At 71.8% G+C, this 17,052-nt stretch carries 18 protein-coding genes; 12 read left to right on the forward strand and 6 right to left on the reverse strand.

Annotation, left to right across the window (positions count from 1 at the left end; genetic code table 11):
• Nucleotides 1-174 precede the first annotated feature (174 nt).
• From O7627_RS23465 to O7627_RS23490, 6 genes are all read left to right on the forward strand, one after another.
• Nucleotides 175-1,953: a DEDD exonuclease domain-containing protein gene (locus O7627_RS23465; RefSeq protein ID WP_278095643.1), complete on the forward strand. Its 1,779-nt coding sequence runs from the start codon at nt 175-177 to the stop codon at nt 1,951-1,953.
• A 135-nt stretch (nt 1,954-2,088) separates the two neighbouring features.
• A complete protein-coding gene (locus O7627_RS23470; protein ID WP_278095644.1) occupies nt 2,089-3,870 on the forward strand; it encodes a RelA/SpoT family protein in 1,782 nt (593 codons plus the stop codon).
• 100 nt (nt 3,871-3,970) lie between these two features.
• Nucleotides 3,971-4,501, forward strand: coding sequence for an NUDIX domain-containing protein (locus O7627_RS23475; RefSeq protein WP_278098404.1), 531 nt, complete (start codon nt 3,971-3,973; stop codon nt 4,499-4,501).
• A complete protein-coding gene (locus O7627_RS23480) occupies nt 4,498-5,514 on the forward strand; it encodes a sugar phosphate nucleotidyltransferase (RefSeq protein WP_278095645.1) in 1,017 nt (338 codons plus the stop codon). Before O7627_RS23475 ends, O7627_RS23480 begins: the two co-directional genes overlap by 4 nt.
• Before the next feature lie 40 nt (nt 5,515-5,554).
• Nucleotides 5,555-5,842, forward strand: a complete 288-nt coding sequence (locus O7627_RS23485; RefSeq protein ID WP_278095646.1) for an Lrp/AsnC ligand binding domain-containing protein — start codon at nt 5,555-5,557, stop codon at nt 5,840-5,842.
• Nucleotides 5,843-5,901: 59 nt separating this feature from the next.
• Complete coding sequence (locus tag O7627_RS23490) at nt 5,902-6,846, forward strand: alpha/beta fold hydrolase (protein WP_278095647.1); 945 nt, start codon at nt 5,902-5,904, stop codon at nt 6,844-6,846.
• A 51-nt stretch (nt 6,847-6,897) separates the two neighbouring features.
• Here O7627_RS23490 and O7627_RS23495 read toward each other — a convergent pair whose 3' ends face one another.
• The 4 genes from O7627_RS23495 to O7627_RS23510 all read right to left on the reverse strand — a co-directional run bounded on the left by O7627_RS23495 (nt 6,898) and on the right by O7627_RS23510 (nt 10,165).
• Complete coding sequence (locus O7627_RS23495) at nt 6,898-7,509, reverse strand: DUF4142 domain-containing protein (protein WP_278095648.1); 612 nt, start codon at nt 7,507-7,509, stop codon at nt 6,898-6,900.
• A 151-nt stretch (nt 7,510-7,660) separates the two neighbouring features.
• Nucleotides 7,661-8,728, reverse strand: coding sequence for an anthranilate phosphoribosyltransferase (gene trpD, locus O7627_RS23500; protein ID WP_278095649.1), 1,068 nt, complete (start codon nt 8,726-8,728; stop codon nt 7,661-7,663).
• Between the two features lie 48 nt (nt 8,729-8,776).
• Complete coding sequence (locus O7627_RS23505) at nt 8,777-9,172, reverse strand: hypothetical protein (protein ID WP_278095650.1); 396 nt, start codon at nt 9,170-9,172, stop codon at nt 8,777-8,779.
• A gap of 87 nt (nt 9,173-9,259) precedes the next feature.
• The gene (locus O7627_RS23510; protein ID WP_278095651.1) at nt 9,260-10,165 is read right to left on the reverse strand and encodes a cytochrome c oxidase assembly protein; all 906 of its coding nucleotides are present in this window, start codon (nt 10,163-10,165) and stop codon (nt 9,260-9,262) included.
• Nucleotides 10,166-10,274: 109 nt separating this feature from the next.
• Here O7627_RS23510 and O7627_RS23515 point away from each other — a divergent pair, with 109 nt between their 5' ends.
• The 4 genes from O7627_RS23515 (at nt 10,275) to O7627_RS23530 (ending at nt 14,535) form a co-directional block, all read left to right on the forward strand.
• Entirely contained in the window at nt 10,275-10,874 is a 600-nt protein-coding gene (locus O7627_RS23515; protein WP_278095652.1) for a heme-copper oxidase subunit III, read from the forward strand.
• A 96-nt stretch (nt 10,875-10,970) separates the two neighbouring features.
• Complete coding sequence (locus tag O7627_RS23520; protein WP_278095653.1) at nt 10,971-11,822, forward strand: cytochrome c; 852 nt, start codon at nt 10,971-10,973, stop codon at nt 11,820-11,822.
• Entirely contained in the window at nt 11,819-12,916 is a 1,098-nt protein-coding gene (locus O7627_RS23525) for a Rieske 2Fe-2S domain-containing protein (protein ID WP_278095654.1), read from the forward strand. Before O7627_RS23520 ends, O7627_RS23525 begins: the two co-directional genes overlap by 4 nt.
• Nucleotides 12,913-14,535 carry a ubiquinol-cytochrome c reductase cytochrome b subunit gene (locus tag O7627_RS23530; RefSeq protein WP_278095655.1) on the forward strand — a complete coding sequence of 541 codons (1,623 nt, stop codon included), beginning with the start codon at nt 12,913-12,915 and terminating at the stop codon, nt 14,533-14,535. The genes O7627_RS23525 and O7627_RS23530 overlap by 4 nt, the downstream gene beginning before the upstream one ends.
• Nucleotides 14,536-14,605: 70 nt before the next feature.
• Here O7627_RS23530 and O7627_RS23535 read toward each other — a convergent pair whose 3' ends face one another.
• Nucleotides 14,606-15,475: an SDR family oxidoreductase gene (locus O7627_RS23535; protein WP_278095656.1), complete on the reverse strand. Its 870-nt coding sequence runs from the start codon at nt 15,473-15,475 to the stop codon at nt 14,606-14,608.
• Between the two features lie 117 nt (nt 15,476-15,592).
• On the opposite strand from O7627_RS23535, the gene O7627_RS23540 reads away from it, so the two are divergent.
• Together O7627_RS23540 and O7627_RS23545 are read left to right on the forward strand one after the other, a co-directional pair.
• On the forward strand, nt 15,593-16,180 hold the full coding sequence (locus O7627_RS23540; RefSeq protein ID WP_278095657.1) for a TetR/AcrR family transcriptional regulator: 588 nt from the start codon (nt 15,593-15,595) through the stop codon (nt 16,178-16,180).
• 141 nt (nt 16,181-16,321) lie between these two features.
• A complete protein-coding gene (locus tag O7627_RS23545) occupies nt 16,322-16,543 on the forward strand; it encodes a hypothetical protein (protein ID WP_278095658.1) in 222 nt (73 codons plus the stop codon).
• 77 nt (nt 16,544-16,620) lie between these two features.
• Here O7627_RS23545 and O7627_RS23550 read toward each other — a convergent pair whose 3' ends face one another.
• Complete coding sequence (locus tag O7627_RS23550; protein ID WP_278095659.1) at nt 16,621-17,046, reverse strand: cytochrome c oxidase subunit 4; 426 nt, start codon at nt 17,044-17,046, stop codon at nt 16,621-16,623.
• Nucleotides 17,047-17,052 lie beyond the last annotated feature (6 nt).

Here is a 17,052-nt window from a genome sequence, read left to right on the forward strand (position 1 = left end):
CCCACCGCAACGGCCCCCGCCGCCCGACGACTCAGACGATCTCTCGTGGTTGATCGGCCGTCACGATCCGTCCGGACGGTCGCCCGATTCCGGCCACTCCCCAGTTCTGCGCCTGATAGTGCAGGTGGGACGGATGGGGCAGGAGTGTCGTACCCGGGCCGTAGGGTCACCGCCGTGACACAGCAGGAGGCACCTCGATTCGTGCAGGAGGTGCTGGCCGGGTTCGACGCGGGCGAGCCGGCCGACGACGACCGGGCCGCGCTGGCCGCCCTGCCGCTCTACCGGACCACCTTCGTCGTGGTCGACCTGGAGACCACCGGCGGGGCGCCGGACGGCGGCGGCATCACCGAGATCGGCGCGGTGAAGGTCCGCGGCGGCGAACCGCTGGGCACCCTGGCCACCCTGGTCAACCCGGGCACCCCGATTCCGCCCTTCATCACCGTGCTGACCGGCATCACCCAGGCGATGTTGACGCCGGCTCCGCCGATCGAGGAGGTCCTGCCGAGCTTCCTGGAGTTCATCCGGGGCGCGGTGCTGGTCGCGCACAACGCTCCGTACGACGTCGGTTTTCTGAAGGCGGCCTGCGCCCGGCACGGTTATCCCTGGCCGGCGCCCCGGGTGCTGGACACCGCCGCGTTGGCCCGCCGGGTGCTCACCCGCGACGAGGTGCCCAACCGCAAGCTGGGCACCCTGGCGGCCTTCTTCCGGACCACCCACCGCCCCACCCACCGGGCGCTCGACGACGCCCTGGCCACCGTCGAGGTGCTGCACGGGCTGATCGCCCGGCTGGGCGGTCACCGGGTGCACACGCTGGGCGAGACGATCGAGTTCGCCAAGGCGGTCAGCCCCACCCAGCGCCGCAAGCGGCACCTCGCCGAGGGGCTGCCCCGGGTGCCGGGGGTCTACATCTTCCGGGCCGCCGACGACCGGGCGCTGTATGTCGGCACCTCCGGCGACATCGCCACCCGGGTCCGCAGCTACTTCACCGCGGCCGAGAAGCGGGCCCGGATCTCGGAGATGCTGGCGGCGGCCGAGCGGGTGGAGGCGGTCGAGTGCGCCCACACGCTGGAGGCCGAGGTGCGCGAGCTGCGATTGATCGCCGCGCACGCGCCGCCGTACAACCGGCGGTCGAAGTTCCCGGAGCGGATGATCTGGCTGAAGCTCACCACCGAGCTCTACCCGCGGCTGTCGGTGGTCCGGGCGCTGAACCCGGACGACGAGGCGTACCTCGGACCGTTCAGCTCCCGACGGGTGGCGGAGCTGGCCGCGGCGGGGCTGCACGACACGATGCCGCTGCGCCAGTGCACCCACAAGCTGACCGCCCGCAGCACGGTGCCGGCCTGCGCCCTGGCCGAGCTGGGCCGCTGCGACGCCCCCTGCGAACACCGGATCTCCCCGGCCGAGTACGCCCGCCGCGCCGCCGACCCGTTCCGCACCGCCATGGTGGACGATCCGCAGGTGGTGGTGGACGGTCTGCGGGCCAGGATGGAGGCCCTCGCCACCGCCGGCCGGTACGAGGAGGCGGCGGTGGTCCGCAGCCGGCTGGTCGCGGTGCTGCGGGCGACCGTGCGGATGCAGCGGCTCGCCGGTCTGACCCGGATCGCCGAGCTGGTGGCCGCCCGCCGGTCGGCGGCCGGCGGTTGGGAGCTCGTGGTGGTCCGACACGGTCGGCTGGCCAGCGCCGGGGTCTCGCCGCCGGGGGTGCATCCCCGGCCGATGCTCGACCTGGTGAAGGCCACCGCCGAGACGGTCGTGTCCGGCTTCGGGCCGGTGCCGAGCGCCTCGGCCGAGGAGTCCGAACGGATCCTGTCCTGGCTGGAGCGACCCGACACCCGGCTGGTCGAGACCACGGCCGGTTGGGCGTCGCCGGTCCGTGGCGCGGCCCGGTTCCGTGACCTGCTCGCCAAGGCCGAGGCAGCAACATCCGCGCAAGTATCGACCGAACGCCCATGAGCAACTGACCATTCGGACTACGCATGCTCGCTTACTCTGTTAGAGAAGTGCAGTCATGCCCGTTTTCGTGGCCTGTGCTCACTGCCGCCCGCGGTTCCGCGGCGGCTCGGGAGCTGGTCGAGGAGGTGTCTCCCCGTGGACCTCGACGCCGGTCACGGCGCCGCCCTCGGAAGCTCCCTGCCAGCCGAGATGCCGCTCAGCCAGCGGTTGCGCGCGCTGCTGTCCTGGTCGTCGGGGGACGTCGACCCGGTCACCCGACTGACGCGGGCACATCGGACGATCCACCCGAGTGCCGACGTGGCGGTGCTCCGCCGGGGCTACACCATCGCGGAGAACATGCACCGGGGGCAGTACCGCAAGAGCGGTGAGCCGTACATCACCCATCCGCTGGCGGTGGCGCAGATCTGCGCCGAGTTGGGGATGGACACCACCACGCTGGTGGCGGCGCTGCTGCACGACACGGTCGAGGACACCAGCTACACCCTGCAGGCACTGCACGACGACTTCGGCCCCGAGGTGGCCCACCTGGTCGACGGCGTGACCAAGTTCGACAAGGCGTTCTACGGCAAGGCCGCGGAGGCGGAGACGATCCGTAAGATGATCATCGCGGCCGGCAAGGACGTCCGGGTGCTGATCATCAAGCTGGCCGACCGGCTGCACAACATGCGCACCCTCGGCGTACGCTCGCCCGCCTCCCGGGCCCGGATCGCCCGCGCCACCGAGGAGGTGCTGGTGCCGCTCTGCGACCGGCTCGGCATCCAGGCGCTCAAGCGCGAGCTGGACGACGTGGTGCTGATGCACCTGCACCCCGAGGAGTACGACCGGATCGCCGAGCACGTCCGCACCCGTCCGCAGTGGGCCGACTACCTGACGAACGTGGTCGCCCAGGCCCGGGCCGCGCTGCGCCGGGACCGGGTCGAGGCGGTGGTCTCCCCCCGGCCCCGGCACCTCTACTCGATCTGGAAGGACACGGTCGCCGGCCAGCACAGCCGCCCGTTCGACCTGCCCCGCATCGCGATCGTCGTCAACGGGCCGGACACCGACTGTTACGCCGCCCTCGGCGCCATCCACCAGCTCTGGCGCCCGGCCGCCGGCCGGTTCAAGGACTTCATCGCCTCGCCCAAGAACAATCTCTACCGTTCGCTGCACACCACCGTGACGGGTCCGGGCGACCGCACGGTGGAGGTGCTGATCCGGACCCGGGAGATGCACCGCTCGGCGGAGTACGGCATCGCCGCGGCCTTCCGCTTCCCGACGCCGGGGGCGACGGCCGGCACCAGGACCGACGATCTGGACTGGCTGCGCCGGGTGCTGGACTGGGAGGCGGAGACCCAGGACTCCGCGCAGTTCATGGAGTCACTGCGCTGCGACCTGGCCGAGGCGCAGATCACCGTCTTCGCCGAGGGGCGCCCGGTGCTGCTGCCGGCCGGCTCGACTCCGGTCGATCTCGCGTACGAGCTCAGCAACCACCACGGCGACCACTGCCTGGCGGCGAAGATCAACGGGCGGCTCGCCCCGCTGGCGTCCGAACTCGACGAGGGCGACGTGGTGGAGATCTTCACCGAGCGGGACGGGCACGCCGAGTTCGACGCAGCCCTGGAGCCACCCGGTCCGCGCCGGGAGTGGCTCAGCTTCGTCAAGTCACCGCACGCCCAGATGCAGATCAACCGGTGGTTCGCCGACCACCAGGAGCCCGGCATCTCCATCGCGGACAAGGTCCGGCTCGGTCGCGCGACGATCAGCCTCACCCTCCGTAAGCATGATCGCGGCCTCGCCAGCGACCTGCCGCTGCGCCAGCTCGCCGAGGAGTTGGACTACCCCGACCTGGAGACGCTGCTGGTCGCCGTCTTCGACCGGGCGATCGACCCGGACGTGGTGGTGGACCGGTTGATCGCCCTCGTCGATCACCGGGAGTGAACGAACGCCGGTTCGCCAACCGAACCCCGTCCGGTACCCGACCGTCGGGCGTGCCCCGGCCGCCCCGCGTCGGACCTCCGCCAACTAGCCTGGATTCGTGATCACCCGCCACCCCAAGGTCCGGGCTGTCGTATACAGCACCTTCTACCGGTTGCCGCACTCGGTCCGCAGACGCCTGGTCCGGATGATCGTGCCCAAGTACATCGTCGGCGCGGTCACCCTGGTCCGGGACACCGAGGCGCCCGAGCCGGGACGGCTGCTGCTGCTGCGCCAGCCGCCCGGCCGCAGCTGGACCCTGCCGGCCGGTCTGCTGCGGCGTCGGGAGGCCCCGGCCGTCGGCGCGGCCCGTGAGCTGCGCGAGGAGACCGGCATCTCGGTGCCCCCGGAGGAGCTGGTGCCGGCGGTCCCGAACGCCGTGGTGCACGCCAAGGGCTGGGTCGACTGCGTCTTCGAGGCGCGGGTGCCGGCCTCGACCACCCCGCTGGCGGTCGACGGCGCCGAGGTCTGGGAGGCGGTCTGGCACCCGCTGGACCAGCTTCCCCGGTTGAGCGGTCCGACCGCCCGGCTGCTTGCCTACTACGGGATCGGCCCGCTGGCCGGTGACGCCCCCGCACCGCCACCCGCCGGATGACCGGCCATCATGTCGCCGCCGGTCCGACGGCCGGCCTTGAAGCCGCCGTCGCGCCGGCCGACGTCTGCGCGGTGGTGCTCGCCGCCGGCGAGGGACGGCGGCTGCGGCCACTCACCGAACATCTGCCCAAGGCGCTCTGCCCGGTGGGTAACGTCGCGCTGCTGGACCGCGCGCTCGCCCGGCTGGCCGCGCTCGGCTTCGACCGGCCGGCCCGGGTCGCGGTGAACGCCTGCTACCTGGGTGACCAGGTGGTCCGGCACGTCGGCGGACGGGCCCACCTCTCAGTCGAGCCGGGCGACCCGCTCGGCACGGCCGGTGGGATCGCCAACCTGCGGGACTGGATCGACGGGCGCGGCGTGCTGGTCGGCAACGCCGACGCCTACCTGGCCCACCCCACCCTGGGGCCGGGGCCGGACATCGCCGCGCTGCTGGCCGGCTGGGACCGGCGCACCGTCCGGCTGCTCGGCCAGCCGATGGCCGACCCGGCCGAACGCGGCGGGTTCAGCGGCCGCCGGTTCGCCGGGTTCTCCCTGCTGCCCTGGCGCTACGTGCGGGATCTGCCGGTCGCGCACGCCGAACTGGTCCGCCCGGTCTGGCGGGCCGCCGAGGCGGCGGGTGACCTGACGGTGATCCGGTACGACGGCACCTACCTGGACACCGGCACCCCGGCCGACTACCTCGCCGCCAACCTGCACGCCGCCGCCAGGAGCGCGCCACCTGCCGACCCGCAGGTCACCGCAAGCAGCCCGCGACCCGCCGAGCCGCCCGCCGCCGCAAACGGCGCGTCAGATCCAGCGGTTGACGCCGGCAATCTCATCGATCCGACGGCAACGGTCACCGGCTCCTGCCGGGAGGCGGTGGTCGGAGCCGGCGCGGTGGTCCGGGGCAGCGTCCGCCGCTGCGTGATCTGGCCGGGCGCGACGGTGGGCGAGGGCGAGCGGCTGGCCGACGCGATCCGGGTCGGGTCGGACCTCACCGTCCCGGCTGGCGTTCCGGCGGGCCGACCCGGGTAATGCCTACGATGAGCACGTCGCCGGCCGAGAGGAGCCCCAGGTGATCACCGCCATCGTCCTGATCGACTGCGCCACCGACGCCATCCCCGAGGTGGCCGAGGCGCTGGCCGCCCTACCCGGAGTCAGCGAGGTCTACTCGGTGGCCGGCCACGTCGATCTGATCGCGATGGTCCGGGTCCGCGAGTTCGAGCAGATCGCCGAGGTGATCGCCGGCCGGATCTCGAAGGTCCCGGGGGTCCTCAACACCGAGTCGCACATCGCCTTCCGCGCCTACTCCCAGCACGACCTGGAGGAGGCATTCTCGATCGGCCTGGCCGACGCGGACTGACCGGCGATCGGTCGGATCACGCTTACCAGTCGGTAACGACAGACCCGTACCCTGGTCCGGTGACCGCTCTCCCGGGCCAGCGACCGCCGGCCGACCACCGGGCGCCGGACCCGCCGCCCCGCCAGGAATTCGTCGACCGCCCGGACGGCAACCGGATCGGCGTGCAGATCTACCCGGAGCCGGCCGGTGTGACCGGCGGGCCGGTGGTGGTGATCTGGCCGGCCATGGGGGTCCGGGCCAGCTACTACCGGCCGCTCGCGGCGGCGCTGCGCGCGGCCGGCCTGGCCGTCGCCGTGGCCGACCTGCGCGGTACCGGCACCAGCACCCCCACGCCGGGCCGCCGCACCCGGTACGGCTACGCCGAACTGACCGACGACATCGGCGCGGTGCAGGAGCACCTGACCGGCTGGGCCACCGGGCGGCCCCGGCTGCTGCTCGGCCACTCGCTCGGTGGGCAGGCCGCGTTGCTGCATCTGGCCGGCACCGGGGATGAGTCGGTGGCCGGCCTGGTCCTGGTGGCGGTCGGGCTGCCGTACTGGCGGTCGTACCGGGGTCGGCTCCGGCTGCTGGTGCTGCCGTTCACCCAGGGCCTGCACGCGGCGGCCGGCCTCCTCGGGTACTGGCCCGGCTGGGGGTTCGGCGGCCGGCAGGCCCGCGGGGTGATCCGGGACTGGGCGTACACCGGTCGGACCGGCCGGTTCCCGACCATCGGCACGGTCGACGCCGAGGCCGCGGTGCGGACGGTCCGGACTCCGGTGCTCGCGGTGAGTGTGGCGGGCGACCGGCACACCCCGCCGGGGCTGCTTGACGACCTGTGCGGCAAGCTGACCGCGGCGCCCGTGCGCCGCGAGCACTACACCGCGGCGCAGGCCGGCCGACCGATGGACCACTTCACCTGGGTACGCGCCAGCGCCCCGCTCGCCGAGCGGGTGGCCGCCTTCGCCGCCGACCTGCCCGGGTACGGCGGTGCCGCCGACCCCGAGGGGACGGCGGCACCGGGGTGACCCGGTCGGCCGGTCGGACCGGAACCCGAATCCGGCCGGCCCACTACCGGGTCAGCGGCGGCCCGGGCTGGACGGGCCGGAGGTGGCGGGACTCGGCCGACCCGAGCTGCTGCCCGGGGTCGGGGTACCGCTCTCCTCCGGGATCGGCACGCCCAACGTCTCGGCCAGGTTCACCAGCTCCTGGTAGTGCTCCTGCAGGACCGGCAGGGCGTTCTGTGCCACCTGAACCACGGCCGGGTCGGAGCCCTGCGCCACCTCGGTCTCGGCCAGCTCGATCGCCCGCATATGGGCGACCAGTTCCACCGACACCCACTGGTTGTCGAAGGCGCTGCCGTTGAGACCCTTCAGGTGGTTCAGAACGGCCTGCTGATCGTTGGTCGGCTTGTCCGGCAGGGTCACCCCCACCGAGGACGCGGTGCTCTTGACGGTCTCATCCAGTTTCGTGTGATCCGTCACCAGCATCTCGCCCAGCTCCTTGACCTGCTGGTTGGCCCCCTTCTGCTGGGCCATCTTCCCGGCGGAGATCTCCACCAGATTCGCCCGATGGATCCCCTGCAGGAACTGGGTGTCCTGCGCCGAGGGCGCGGCGGTCGCCGCGCCGGCCGGCGCCAGGCCCACCACGACCAGGCCGGCGATCATCGCCAAGCGTTTGACGGACAGCATCCTCGGTCCCTCCCTCACGGTCGATGGACCGCTCGGGTACCCCATCGACCGCCGAGCACGCCGGCCACCGCCAGTCGGCTGCCAACCAAAGCCGACGCGTCGACCAGGCCGGAGCCGACGACCTCGATGTCGGGTTCGGGGCCTGCGTCCGCTATCCGGGCTGTTCGGCCGCTTTGGCCGCCCCGGCCTCCGCCACCCAGCGGTCGAGGACCCGGGCCGCGGCGCCGGAGTCGATCGCCTCGGCCGCCCGGTCCAGGTTGGCCCGTAGCCCGGCGAGCAGGTCGCCCTTGGCCCCACCGTGTGCCAGCAGTGCGGCGGCCGCGTTCACCACGACCGCGTCGCGCACCGGTCCGGTCTCGCCGGCCAGCAGGCGGCGGGTCACGTCGGCGTTGAACGCCGCGTCGCCGCCGCGCAGGTCACCCGGAACCGACCGGCGTACGCCGAGTTCCGTGGCGTCCAGCACCGACTCCTCGACCCGGTCGTCGCGGGCCAGCCAGACCCGGGTCGGCGCGGCGGTGCTGAACTCGTCCAGCCCGTCCTCGCCGCGCAGCACCAGCACCGTGTCGCCGCGCGCGGCGAAGACCCCCGCCATCACCGGCGCCATCCGCTTGTCGAAGCAGCCCACCGCGCCGGAGCGCGGTCGCGCCGGGTTGGTCAGCGGACCGAGGAAGTTGAACGCGGTCGGCACGCCGATCTCCCGCCGGGTCACGCCGGCGTGCCGCATCCCGGGGTGGAACCGGGCCGCGAAGCAGAACCCGATGCCGGCCTCGGCGACGCACCGGGCCACCCCGTCCGGCCCCAGGTCCAGCGGCACGCCCAGGAACTCCAGCAGGTCGGCCGCGCCGCAGGACGACGAGGCCGCCCGGTTGCCGTGCTTGACCACCGGCACCCCGGCGCCGGCCACCACCATCGCCGTCATGGTGGAGATGTTCACGGTGTGGGCCCGGTCGCCACCGGTGCCGACGATGTCGACGGCGCGCTCCCGCAGCCCGGCCGGCAGCTCCACCGGTACGGCGCTGGCCAGCATGGCGTGGACCAGGCCGGCCAGTTCCCTGGAGGTCTCACCCTTGGCCCGCAGCGCGATGGCGAAGCCGGCGATCTGGGCGGGCGTCGCGGAACCCGCCATGATCTCGCCCATCGCCCAGGCGGTGTCCTCGGTGCTGAGCTCCTCGGCGCGCAGCAGCGCGGCCAGCAGGTTCGACCAGGTCCGTTCGCCCATGTCGGGCCTCCCGAGGTGGCGGTGGAAGCGGCGTGTGGTGGCGGCGGATCAGGCGGCGGCGCGGGCGCGCAGCAGCCCGGCGACCGTCTGCCCGGCGGTCACCGGGTCCAGCGGGTGCTGCAGGGTGGCGTCGACCTGGGCGTACGCGGCCAGCCAGCGGTCGGCCGCGCGGCCGATCACCACGCAGGTCGGCGGCGGGTCGTCGAAGTCGTCCTTGACCTGGCGGGCGATCCCGATCCCACCGGCCGGGGTGGCCTCGCCGTCGAGCAGCATCAGGTCGACCTCGTACTCGTCGACCAGCCGGACGCACTCGTCGTAGCTGGCCGCGTCGAGGAACTCGACCGTCAGGTCGGCCGCCGGGCGGGTGCCCACGGCGAGCCGCATCCGGTCACGCACCTGCGGGTCGTCGCTGTAGAGCAGGACGGTGTAAAGACGGTCGGTCATCGGTCGCGGACTCCCACCTCGTAGCTGCCCGCCGATCGTACCGGTCGGGTGAGGTTCGGAGGCTGTCGGCGTACCCGATGGTGGTTGTCAGGCGACGGAGCCGGCGGCGCGGTCGCGGGCCTCCTGGCGGTCCAGCTCGCGATCCACCCGCCGGGCCTCCCGCTCGGACTGGCGCATCCACTGCACCACCAGCACCGCCAGCATGGTCACGCTGACGAACTCGCCGCCGGCCCAGAGGATGCCGCCGGCGACCTTCTGGTCGGCCCACGGGTCGGCCCAGGTCAGCCCGAGCGAGGGGTACCAGTCCCCGCCGAAGAGGGTGGCGCTCTGCATCACGGTCAACCCGAGCACCGTGTGGAACGGCACGGAGAGCACCATCAGCAGCGCCCGGGCCGGGTACGGCCACCGGCCGGGCAGCGGGTCGTGGCCGACCAGCGGCCAGAAGAACAGACAGCCGGTGAGGATGAAGTGGGCGTGCACCAGCTCGTGCGCCAGCACGTTCTCCAGGGTCAGCCGGTAGAGCCCGGTGAAGTAGAGCACGAACGGGTTGGCCACGAAGATGCCGAACGCGAACAGCGGGTTGCTGAGCACCCGGGCCGGCCGGCTGTGCACCACGGCCAGCAGCCGCCGGCGCGGCGCGGCGGGCAGCGTCCGCAGCGCCAGCGTCACCGGCGCGCCGAGGGCCAGGAAGATCGGCGCGATCATGGAGAGCACCATGTGCTGGACCATGTGCACCGACAACAGGGCGGTGTCGTAGGCGTGCAGCCCGCTCACCGTGACCGCCGCGATCGAGCCCAGCCCCGGCCCGATGAAGAGCACGGTCCGGCTCACCGGCCAGCGGTCGCCGCGCAGCCGCAGCCGGTGCACCCCGTAGAGGTAGCCGGCGGCGGCGACCACCAGCACCACGGCCAGCCAGGTGTCCAGGCCGGTCTCGGTGAAGACCCGGGCGACGGTGAACGGCGGTGGGGTGGTGGTCGGATCGACGGCGAGCACGCTTTTCAGGCTAGGCCAGGCGAACCGGGCGGGTGACGGCGACCCACGACCGGGCGTAGTTGTGGTACCCCGACGATCGCCGATGCTGCTCGGGGGCAATAATGACCGCGTGACTGCGGCCCCAGCCATTGACAAGAGCCGGATCCACTCGCTGACGCGACCGAACATGGTCAGCGTCGGCACGATCGTCTGGCTCTCCAGCGAACTGATGTTCTTCGCGGCGCTGTTCGCCATGTACTTCTCGATCCGCGCTGCCGACTACAGCATGTGGGAGGAGCACACGCCGCACCTGAACATCCCGTACGCCACGACCTTCACCACGATCCTGGTGCTCTCCTCGGTGACCTGCCAGCTCGGGGTCTTCGCCGCGGAGAAGGGCGACGTGCACGCGCTGCGGCGCTGGTTCACGATCACCTTCGTGATGGGGCTGATCTTCGTGCTCGGCCAGATGTGGGAGTACCGCACGCTGGTGCACGAGGGCATCAAGATCAACGCAGACGGCTACGGCTCGGTGTTCTACCTCACCACCGGCTTCCACGCGCTGCACGTCACCGGTGGCCTGATCGCCTTCATCATCTTCATGATCCGTACGACGATGGGCCGGTTCACCCCGGCCCAGGCCACCGCGGCCATCGTCGTGTCGTACTACTGGCACTTCGTCGACGTCGTCTGGATCGCCCTCTACGGCATGATCTACTGGCTCCAATGATCATCCAGCCGGCTCCGGCGATCAGGGCGGCTGTCATGAATCACGCCGCCATCCCGTCCCTGAGACAAGGTCGAGAAACCGTTAAGGACACTGGCCATGACTTCTGACACCCCCAACGCGGGCGGTCGCCGGCGCGGGCTGCTCGCGCGGTTGCGCCGGGCGCGCTCCACGCCGCGCGGGCGGGGCCGGCGCCGACTGGGCGCCGCGGTACGCCTCACCCTGGCGCTCTTCCTGGCCGGTGGCGCGTACACCGTCTTCGCGCCCAGCCTGTCGGCCCAGGACACGCCGCAGTTCACCGGCGCCGCCGCCGACGGCAAGGCACTGTTCGACGTGAGCTGCATCTCATGTCACGGCCGCAACGCGCAGGGCGTCGAGGGACGCGGACCGAGCCTGATCGGCGTCGGGGCCGCCTCGGTGGAGTTCCAGGTGGGTACCGGCCGGATGCCGATGGCCCGGCAGGAGGCACAGGCCGAGCGGAAGCCGCCGGTCTTCTCCGACGAGGAGACCCGCCAGCTCGGCCAGTACATCCAGGAGCTCGGCGGCGGCCCGCAGGTGCCCGCCGGGGAGGTCGCCGCCGGCGGCGACATCGCCGAGGGCGGCCGGCTGTTCCGGATCAACTGCTCGTCCTGCCACGCGTTCAGCGGCGGCGGCGGCGCGCTCTCCTCCGGCAAGTACGCCCCCGGTCTCGGCCCGGCCACCGACCGGCAGATCTACGCGGCGATGCTGACCGGCCCGCAGAACATGCCGGTGTTCGGCGACAACCAGCTCACGCCGGAGCAGAAGGCCGACGTGATCGCCTTCATCCAGGACGGCCTCAAGAACGACCGGGACCCCGGCGGCCTGTTCAACCTCGGCCGCTACGGCCCCTCCACCGAGGGCCTGGCGATCTTCCTGGTCGGCATCGTGGCGCTGGTCTTCGCCAGCCTCTGGATTGCGGGGAAGTCATGAGCGACGCGACAACCGCACACAAGGCCCCCGAGGTCGACATCCACGACCCGAAGACATCCCGGTTCGACATCGTCCGGGAGGGGGCCCGCCGCGACGACATCGAGATCGTCCACTACGAGCCGCCGTTCCCGGTGCCCGGCACCAAGGCCGAGCGTCGGCTGACCCGGGTCGTGGCGACGTTCTTCCTGCTCACCGGGTTGGCCGCCACGGTCTTCCTGGCGGTCTACATCTGGTGGCCGTGGGAGTACGAGTCCGGTAGCGGCGCCAGCAAGTACTACACCCCGCTGCTGGGCATCTCGCTCGGCGTCGCCCTGCTCGGCATCGGCTTCGGCATCCTGACCTGGGGCAAGAAGCTGCTGCCCAAGGAGGTGTCGATCCAGGACCGGCACGACGGCGCCTCCAGCGCCGACGACCGGAAGATCACCGGCGGCACGCTGGCCTACATGGCCGACGAACTCGGGGTGAAGCGGCGGCCGCTGCTGGGCGTCTCGCTGCTGGCCGGGCTGGCACCGGTCGGCGCCGTCGCCGCGGCTCCGCTGATCGGCGGGTTGATCACCGACCCGCACAAGAACAACCGGATGTTCACCACCGGCTGGGCGCCGGCCGAGGACGGCGGCCTGGTCCGGCTCGCGCACGAGGACGGCACCCCGATCCGGCCCGAGGACGTCAGCGTCGGCGGCCAGCTCACGGTGTTTCCCAGCCTCTTCGAGGACGACCACTTCGTCGGCGCCCTGAACCGCTACGCCGACTCCCCCACCCTCCTGATCCACCTGCGGGAGGAGGACGCCCGGGCGGCCCAGGAGGCCGGCGAGCGGGAGGGGAAGTCCGACTACATGTGGGGCAACTACATCGCCTTCTCGAAGATCTGCACGCACGCCGGCTGCCCGGCCAGCCTCTACGAGCGGCAGACCAACCGGCTGCTCTGCCCCTGCCACCAGTCGCAGTTCCTGATCACCAACAACGCCCGGCCCATCTTCGGACCCGCCAGCCGGGCCCTCCCCCAGTTGCCCATCACGGTGGATGGGGAGGGCTTCTTCGTGGCACGCTCCGATTACCAGGAGCTCGTCGGGCCAGATTTCTGGGAGCGGCCATGAAACGGCGCAAGCTAGACGTAGCGGCAGTACCGGGCAAGGCCGCCGGGGAGGTCGACGACCGGTTCCAGGTCGCCACCCCACTGCGCAAGCTGCTCAACAAGGTCTTCCCGGACCACTGGTCGTTCCTGCTCGGTGAGATCGCGCTCTTCTCGTTCATCGTGCTGCTGCTCACCGGCGTCTTCCTGACCTTCTTCTTCGACCCGTCGTTGCAGGAGGTCACCTACGAGGGCAGCTACGCCCCGCTGCGCGGCACCCACATGTCCGCCGCGTACGCGACCGCGCTGGACATCTCGTTCGACGTTCGCGGCGGCCTGATCATGCGGCAGATGCACCACTGGGCGGCGCTGCTGTTCATGGCCGCGATCGTGGTGCACATGATGCGGGTGTTCTTCACCGGCGCGTTCCGCAAGCCGCGGGAGCTGAACTGGATCATCGGCTCGCTGCTGTTCTGGGTCGGCTTCCTGGCCGGCTTCACCGGCTACTCGCTCCCCGACGACGGACTCTCCGGCACCGGCCTGCGGATCGCCTCGGCGATCATGCTCTCCATCCCGGTGATCGGCTCCTGGGTCACCTCGTCGATCTTCGGCGGCGAGTTCCCCGGCGAGATCATCCTCAGCCGCTTCTACATCGCCCACGTGCTGCTCATCCCCGGCCTGCTGGTGGCGCTGATCAGCGTCCACCTGGGCCTGGTCTTCAAGCAGAAGCACACCCAGTGGCCGGGGCCGGGGCGGACCAACGACAACGTCGTGGGCGAGCGGATGTTCCCCCGGTACGCGATCAAGCAGGGCGGCTTCTTCATGGTCGTCTTCGGCGTGATCGCGCTGCTGGCCGGCCTGTTCCAGATCAACCCGATCTGGCTGTTCGGCCCGTACGAGGCCGCGGTGGTCTCGGCGGCCAGCCAGCCGGACTGGTACGTGATGTTCCTGGACGGCTCGACCCGGCTGATGCCGGACTGGGAGATCACCATCCCGATCGGCGACGGGTACGTCATACCGCCGCTGTTCTGGCCGACCGTGGTGCTACCCGGCATCCTGACGATGCTGCCGATCTTCTATCCGTTCATCGAGGCCCGGCTGACCAAGGACAAGGCCCGGCACAACCTGCTGCAGCGCCCCCGGGACGTACCGAACCGGACCGGTCTCGGCGCGATGGCTCTGACCTTCTGGGTGGTGCTCACCCTCTCCGGCGCCAACGACGTGATCGCGGACAAGTTCTACATCAGCCTGAACGCGATGACCTGGGCGGGCCGGATCGGCCTGATCATCCTGCCGCCGCTGGCGTACTACCTGACCTACCGGATCTGCCTGGGGCTGCAGCAGCACGACCGGGAGGTGCTCGCGCACGGCGTGGAGACCGGCATCATCCGCCGGCTGCCCGACGGCCGGTACGAGGAGGTCCACCAGCCGCTCGGCGCCGCCGACGGGCACGGCCACGGCGAGCTGGACTACGCCGGCTGGGTGGTGCCGAAGAAGATGAACCGGCTCGGCGCGCTCGGACCGGCCATCAAGGGCTTCTTCTACCCGATCGAGCGGCCCGCCGAGGCGCCCACCTCGCCCGGTCACCCGCCGGTGCAGGAGCGCCCGGAGCGGGAGCAGATCGGCACCGGCGGAGGCCGCTGACCGACACCGACCGACGATTGCGGCGCCCGCCGGGGTTCACACCCGGCGGGCGCCGTTCCGTCTGACGCCGTTACGCGCCCCGGATCGGAACCCGGGGGGTCGTCCGGCCGCGGTCGTCGGTCGGGTAGTGCCTGCGGAGGTCGGAGGTGGTCATCCGGTCGAGCATCCGGTCGGGAAGGATGCGGGAAGCCCGGATGAGGAAGGCAGCCGTCGCGCCGATGGTGTATCGGGTGCGGGGCCTGCGGTCGGTGACCGCCTTGGCGATCCTCCGCGCGGCGACGTCGGCGGTCACGCCGGCCTTGGTGAACGCCGCCACGTGGGCGGGTATCGCCCGCATCAGAGCGCCGTAGCGCGCGTGCTGCTCGGGCGCCATCCCGTCGCCGAGACGGGTGAGGGCGGCCAGGCCGGCGCGGGACATCTCGGTCTGGACGCCGCCCGGTTCGACCACCACCACCTGCACACCGTGGGGGGCCAGCTCGTTGCGCAGCGCGTCGCTCGTCGCCTCCATCGCGAACTTGCTGGCCGCGTACGGTCCGTAGCCGGCCATGGAGATCTTCCCGTTGAGGGAACTGATGTTGACCACGCGCCCGTTGCCACGTAGCAGCGCGGGAAGCAGGGCCTGGGTGACGGCGACGTGGCCGAAGAGGTTCACCTCGAAGATCCGCCGCCACTCGCTGAGCGGCATCACTTCGACCGGGCCGGCGCCAGGGACGCCGGCGTTGTTGACCAGCGCCCGCAGCGGCCGCGGATCCCGCTCGACCCGGGCGGCGAGCGCGGCGACGTGGCCGGCGTCGGTGATGTCGAGGATCACCGGCTCGATGTCCCTGGCCTGCAGGGGTGTCCGGTCGCTGTCGCGCCGTACGCCGGCGAGGACGTGGAAGCCGCGCCGAGCCAGTTCCCGTGCGGTGGCCGCGCCGATGCCGGCCGACGCTCCGGTCACGACCACAAGTTCCCGAGTTTCAGTTGACGATGTCATCTCTTGAGTGTGCAGTACTGAGATGACAGCGTCAACTGGTTCAAGTGACTTAGTCATCACAAGTGGGCTAGCATCTTCCGCGTGACCAGCCGTGCCGAGTCAGCAGCCGCCACCCGCCGCGCCCTGCTCGATGCGGCCGCCGAGCTGCTGGATTCCGGTGGCCTCGACGCCGTGACGTTGCGCGCCGTGGGGGCGCGCGCCGGAGTGAGTCGCGGAGCGCCCTACCGGCACTTCCTCGACAAGGAGAGCCTGCTGATCGCGGTCGGGACCCGGGCCTGGGACAGCCTCGGAGACCGCATGCAGGTCCTTCGCGCGCAACCGGGCCTGTCGGCCGCCGAGAAGATGCGCAGCGGTCTCCTCGCGCTCATCGACATCGGCCGCTTTCAGCCGCACCTGTACCAGCTCATGTTCAGCAACCCGCCCGGCGACCCCACGGCGCTCGCCCGCGCCGCCCAGCGCAGCCAGACCGAGTTCCTGGCCGTCGTCGCCGACCTGGTCGGCGAGCCGGACGCCCGCCGCTACGCGGCCCTGCTCATCAGCAGCGCGAACGGGATCGCCGGCCTGGCGGCCAGCGGCCAGCTCACCGACCCGAAGTGGGGAGGCGTCTCCGCCGAAGACCTCACCGACACCCTCGTCGACATGATCGCCGGCAACAGCCGACCGGCATGACCGGCGGCGATGACTCGACGGATCGGTAGTCGATCTCACATCGGCCCGACACGCCGACCGGCCTGGGCGATTGGCCCGGGATGCGCGGTCGGTGGCAAACTACACAGGGGTAATTCCCGGGTCGGACGAGAGGAGACGCCCGTGCGCGAGCGAGAGCTGCACTGCGAAACCTGTCGAGGCGAGCGGCGGTTCGAGATGCCGCCGTGCGCCGACGGCCACGGAGCCGACTGCCTGGAGCTGGCCTGCGCGGGATGCGGCTCGGCGATCCTGATCGGCGTCGACCCGCTGGCCCGGCAGCGCCGCCCGCGGACCACCCGACGCCTCCGCCGCCACACCGCACCGGGCCGGCGACTGGCCGCCTGACCGCGCCGCCCCTGACACGCCGGACCGGCCGTCCGGTTGCCCTGGACCTGGGAAACCGGACGGCTCCCCCGCGGTCGTCAGTGCTCGGCGGTCCGCCGGGTGCCGGAGTAGTACTCGAAAAGCAGCCCGCAGGCGCCCAGGATCACGGCGATCAGGCCGGCGGCGATCAGCCACCACTGCCAGAAGACCAGGCCGAGACCGGCCACGGTGGCGGCGAACGCCAGCCCGATCGGCCAGTAGCTGCCCGGGCTGAAGAACCCGACCTCACCGGCGCCCTCGGCGATCTCCGCGTCCGGGCGGTCCTCCGGGCGGGGATCGATCCGCCGCGAGACGAACCAGAAGAAGCCACCGCACATCGCGGTGAGGAAGAACGACAGGGTCAGCGCGGTGGTGCCGATCCACTCGACCCGCCCGTCCACGCCCTCGGTCCAGAAGCCGTAGAGGAAGGTGGCGAAGAGCAGGAACCCCGAGATGATCGCGAACAGCCGCCATTCAGTCTTCATGCCGGG

This window comes from Solwaraspora sp. WMMD1047 (assembly GCF_029626155.1).
GTDB lineage: Bacteria > Actinomycetota > Actinomycetes > Mycobacteriales > Micromonosporaceae > WMMD1047.

Excerpts from the sequence above, each read along its gene's own strand:
- O7627_RS23505 (WP_278095650.1), bottom strand. The coding sequence starts at position 9,172 with ATGACCGACCGTCTTTACACCGTCCTGCTCTACAGCGACGACCCGCAG.
- O7627_RS23550 (WP_278095659.1), bottom strand. The coding sequence starts at position 17,046 with ATGAAGACTGAATGGCGGCTGTTCGCGATCATCTCGGGGTTCCTGCTC.
- O7627_RS23495 (WP_278095648.1), bottom strand. The coding sequence starts at position 7,509 with ATGCTGTCCGTCAAACGCTTGGCGATGATCGCCGGCCTGGTCGTGGTG.
- O7627_RS23480 (WP_278095645.1), top strand. The coding sequence starts at position 4,498 with ATGACCGGCCATCATGTCGCCGCCGGTCCGACGGCCGGCCTTGAAGCC.
- O7627_RS23530 (WP_278095655.1), top strand. The coding sequence starts at position 12,913 with ATGAAACGGCGCAAGCTAGACGTAGCGGCAGTACCGGGCAAGGCCGCC.
- O7627_RS23525 (WP_278095654.1), top strand. The coding sequence starts at position 11,819 with ATGAGCGACGCGACAACCGCACACAAGGCCCCCGAGGTCGACATCCAC.
- O7627_RS23520 (WP_278095653.1), top strand. The coding sequence starts at position 10,971 with ATGACTTCTGACACCCCCAACGCGGGCGGTCGCCGGCGCGGGCTGCTC.
- trpD (WP_278095649.1), bottom strand. The coding sequence starts at position 8,728 with ATGGGCGAACGGACCTGGTCGAACCTGCTGGCCGCGCTGCTGCGCGCC.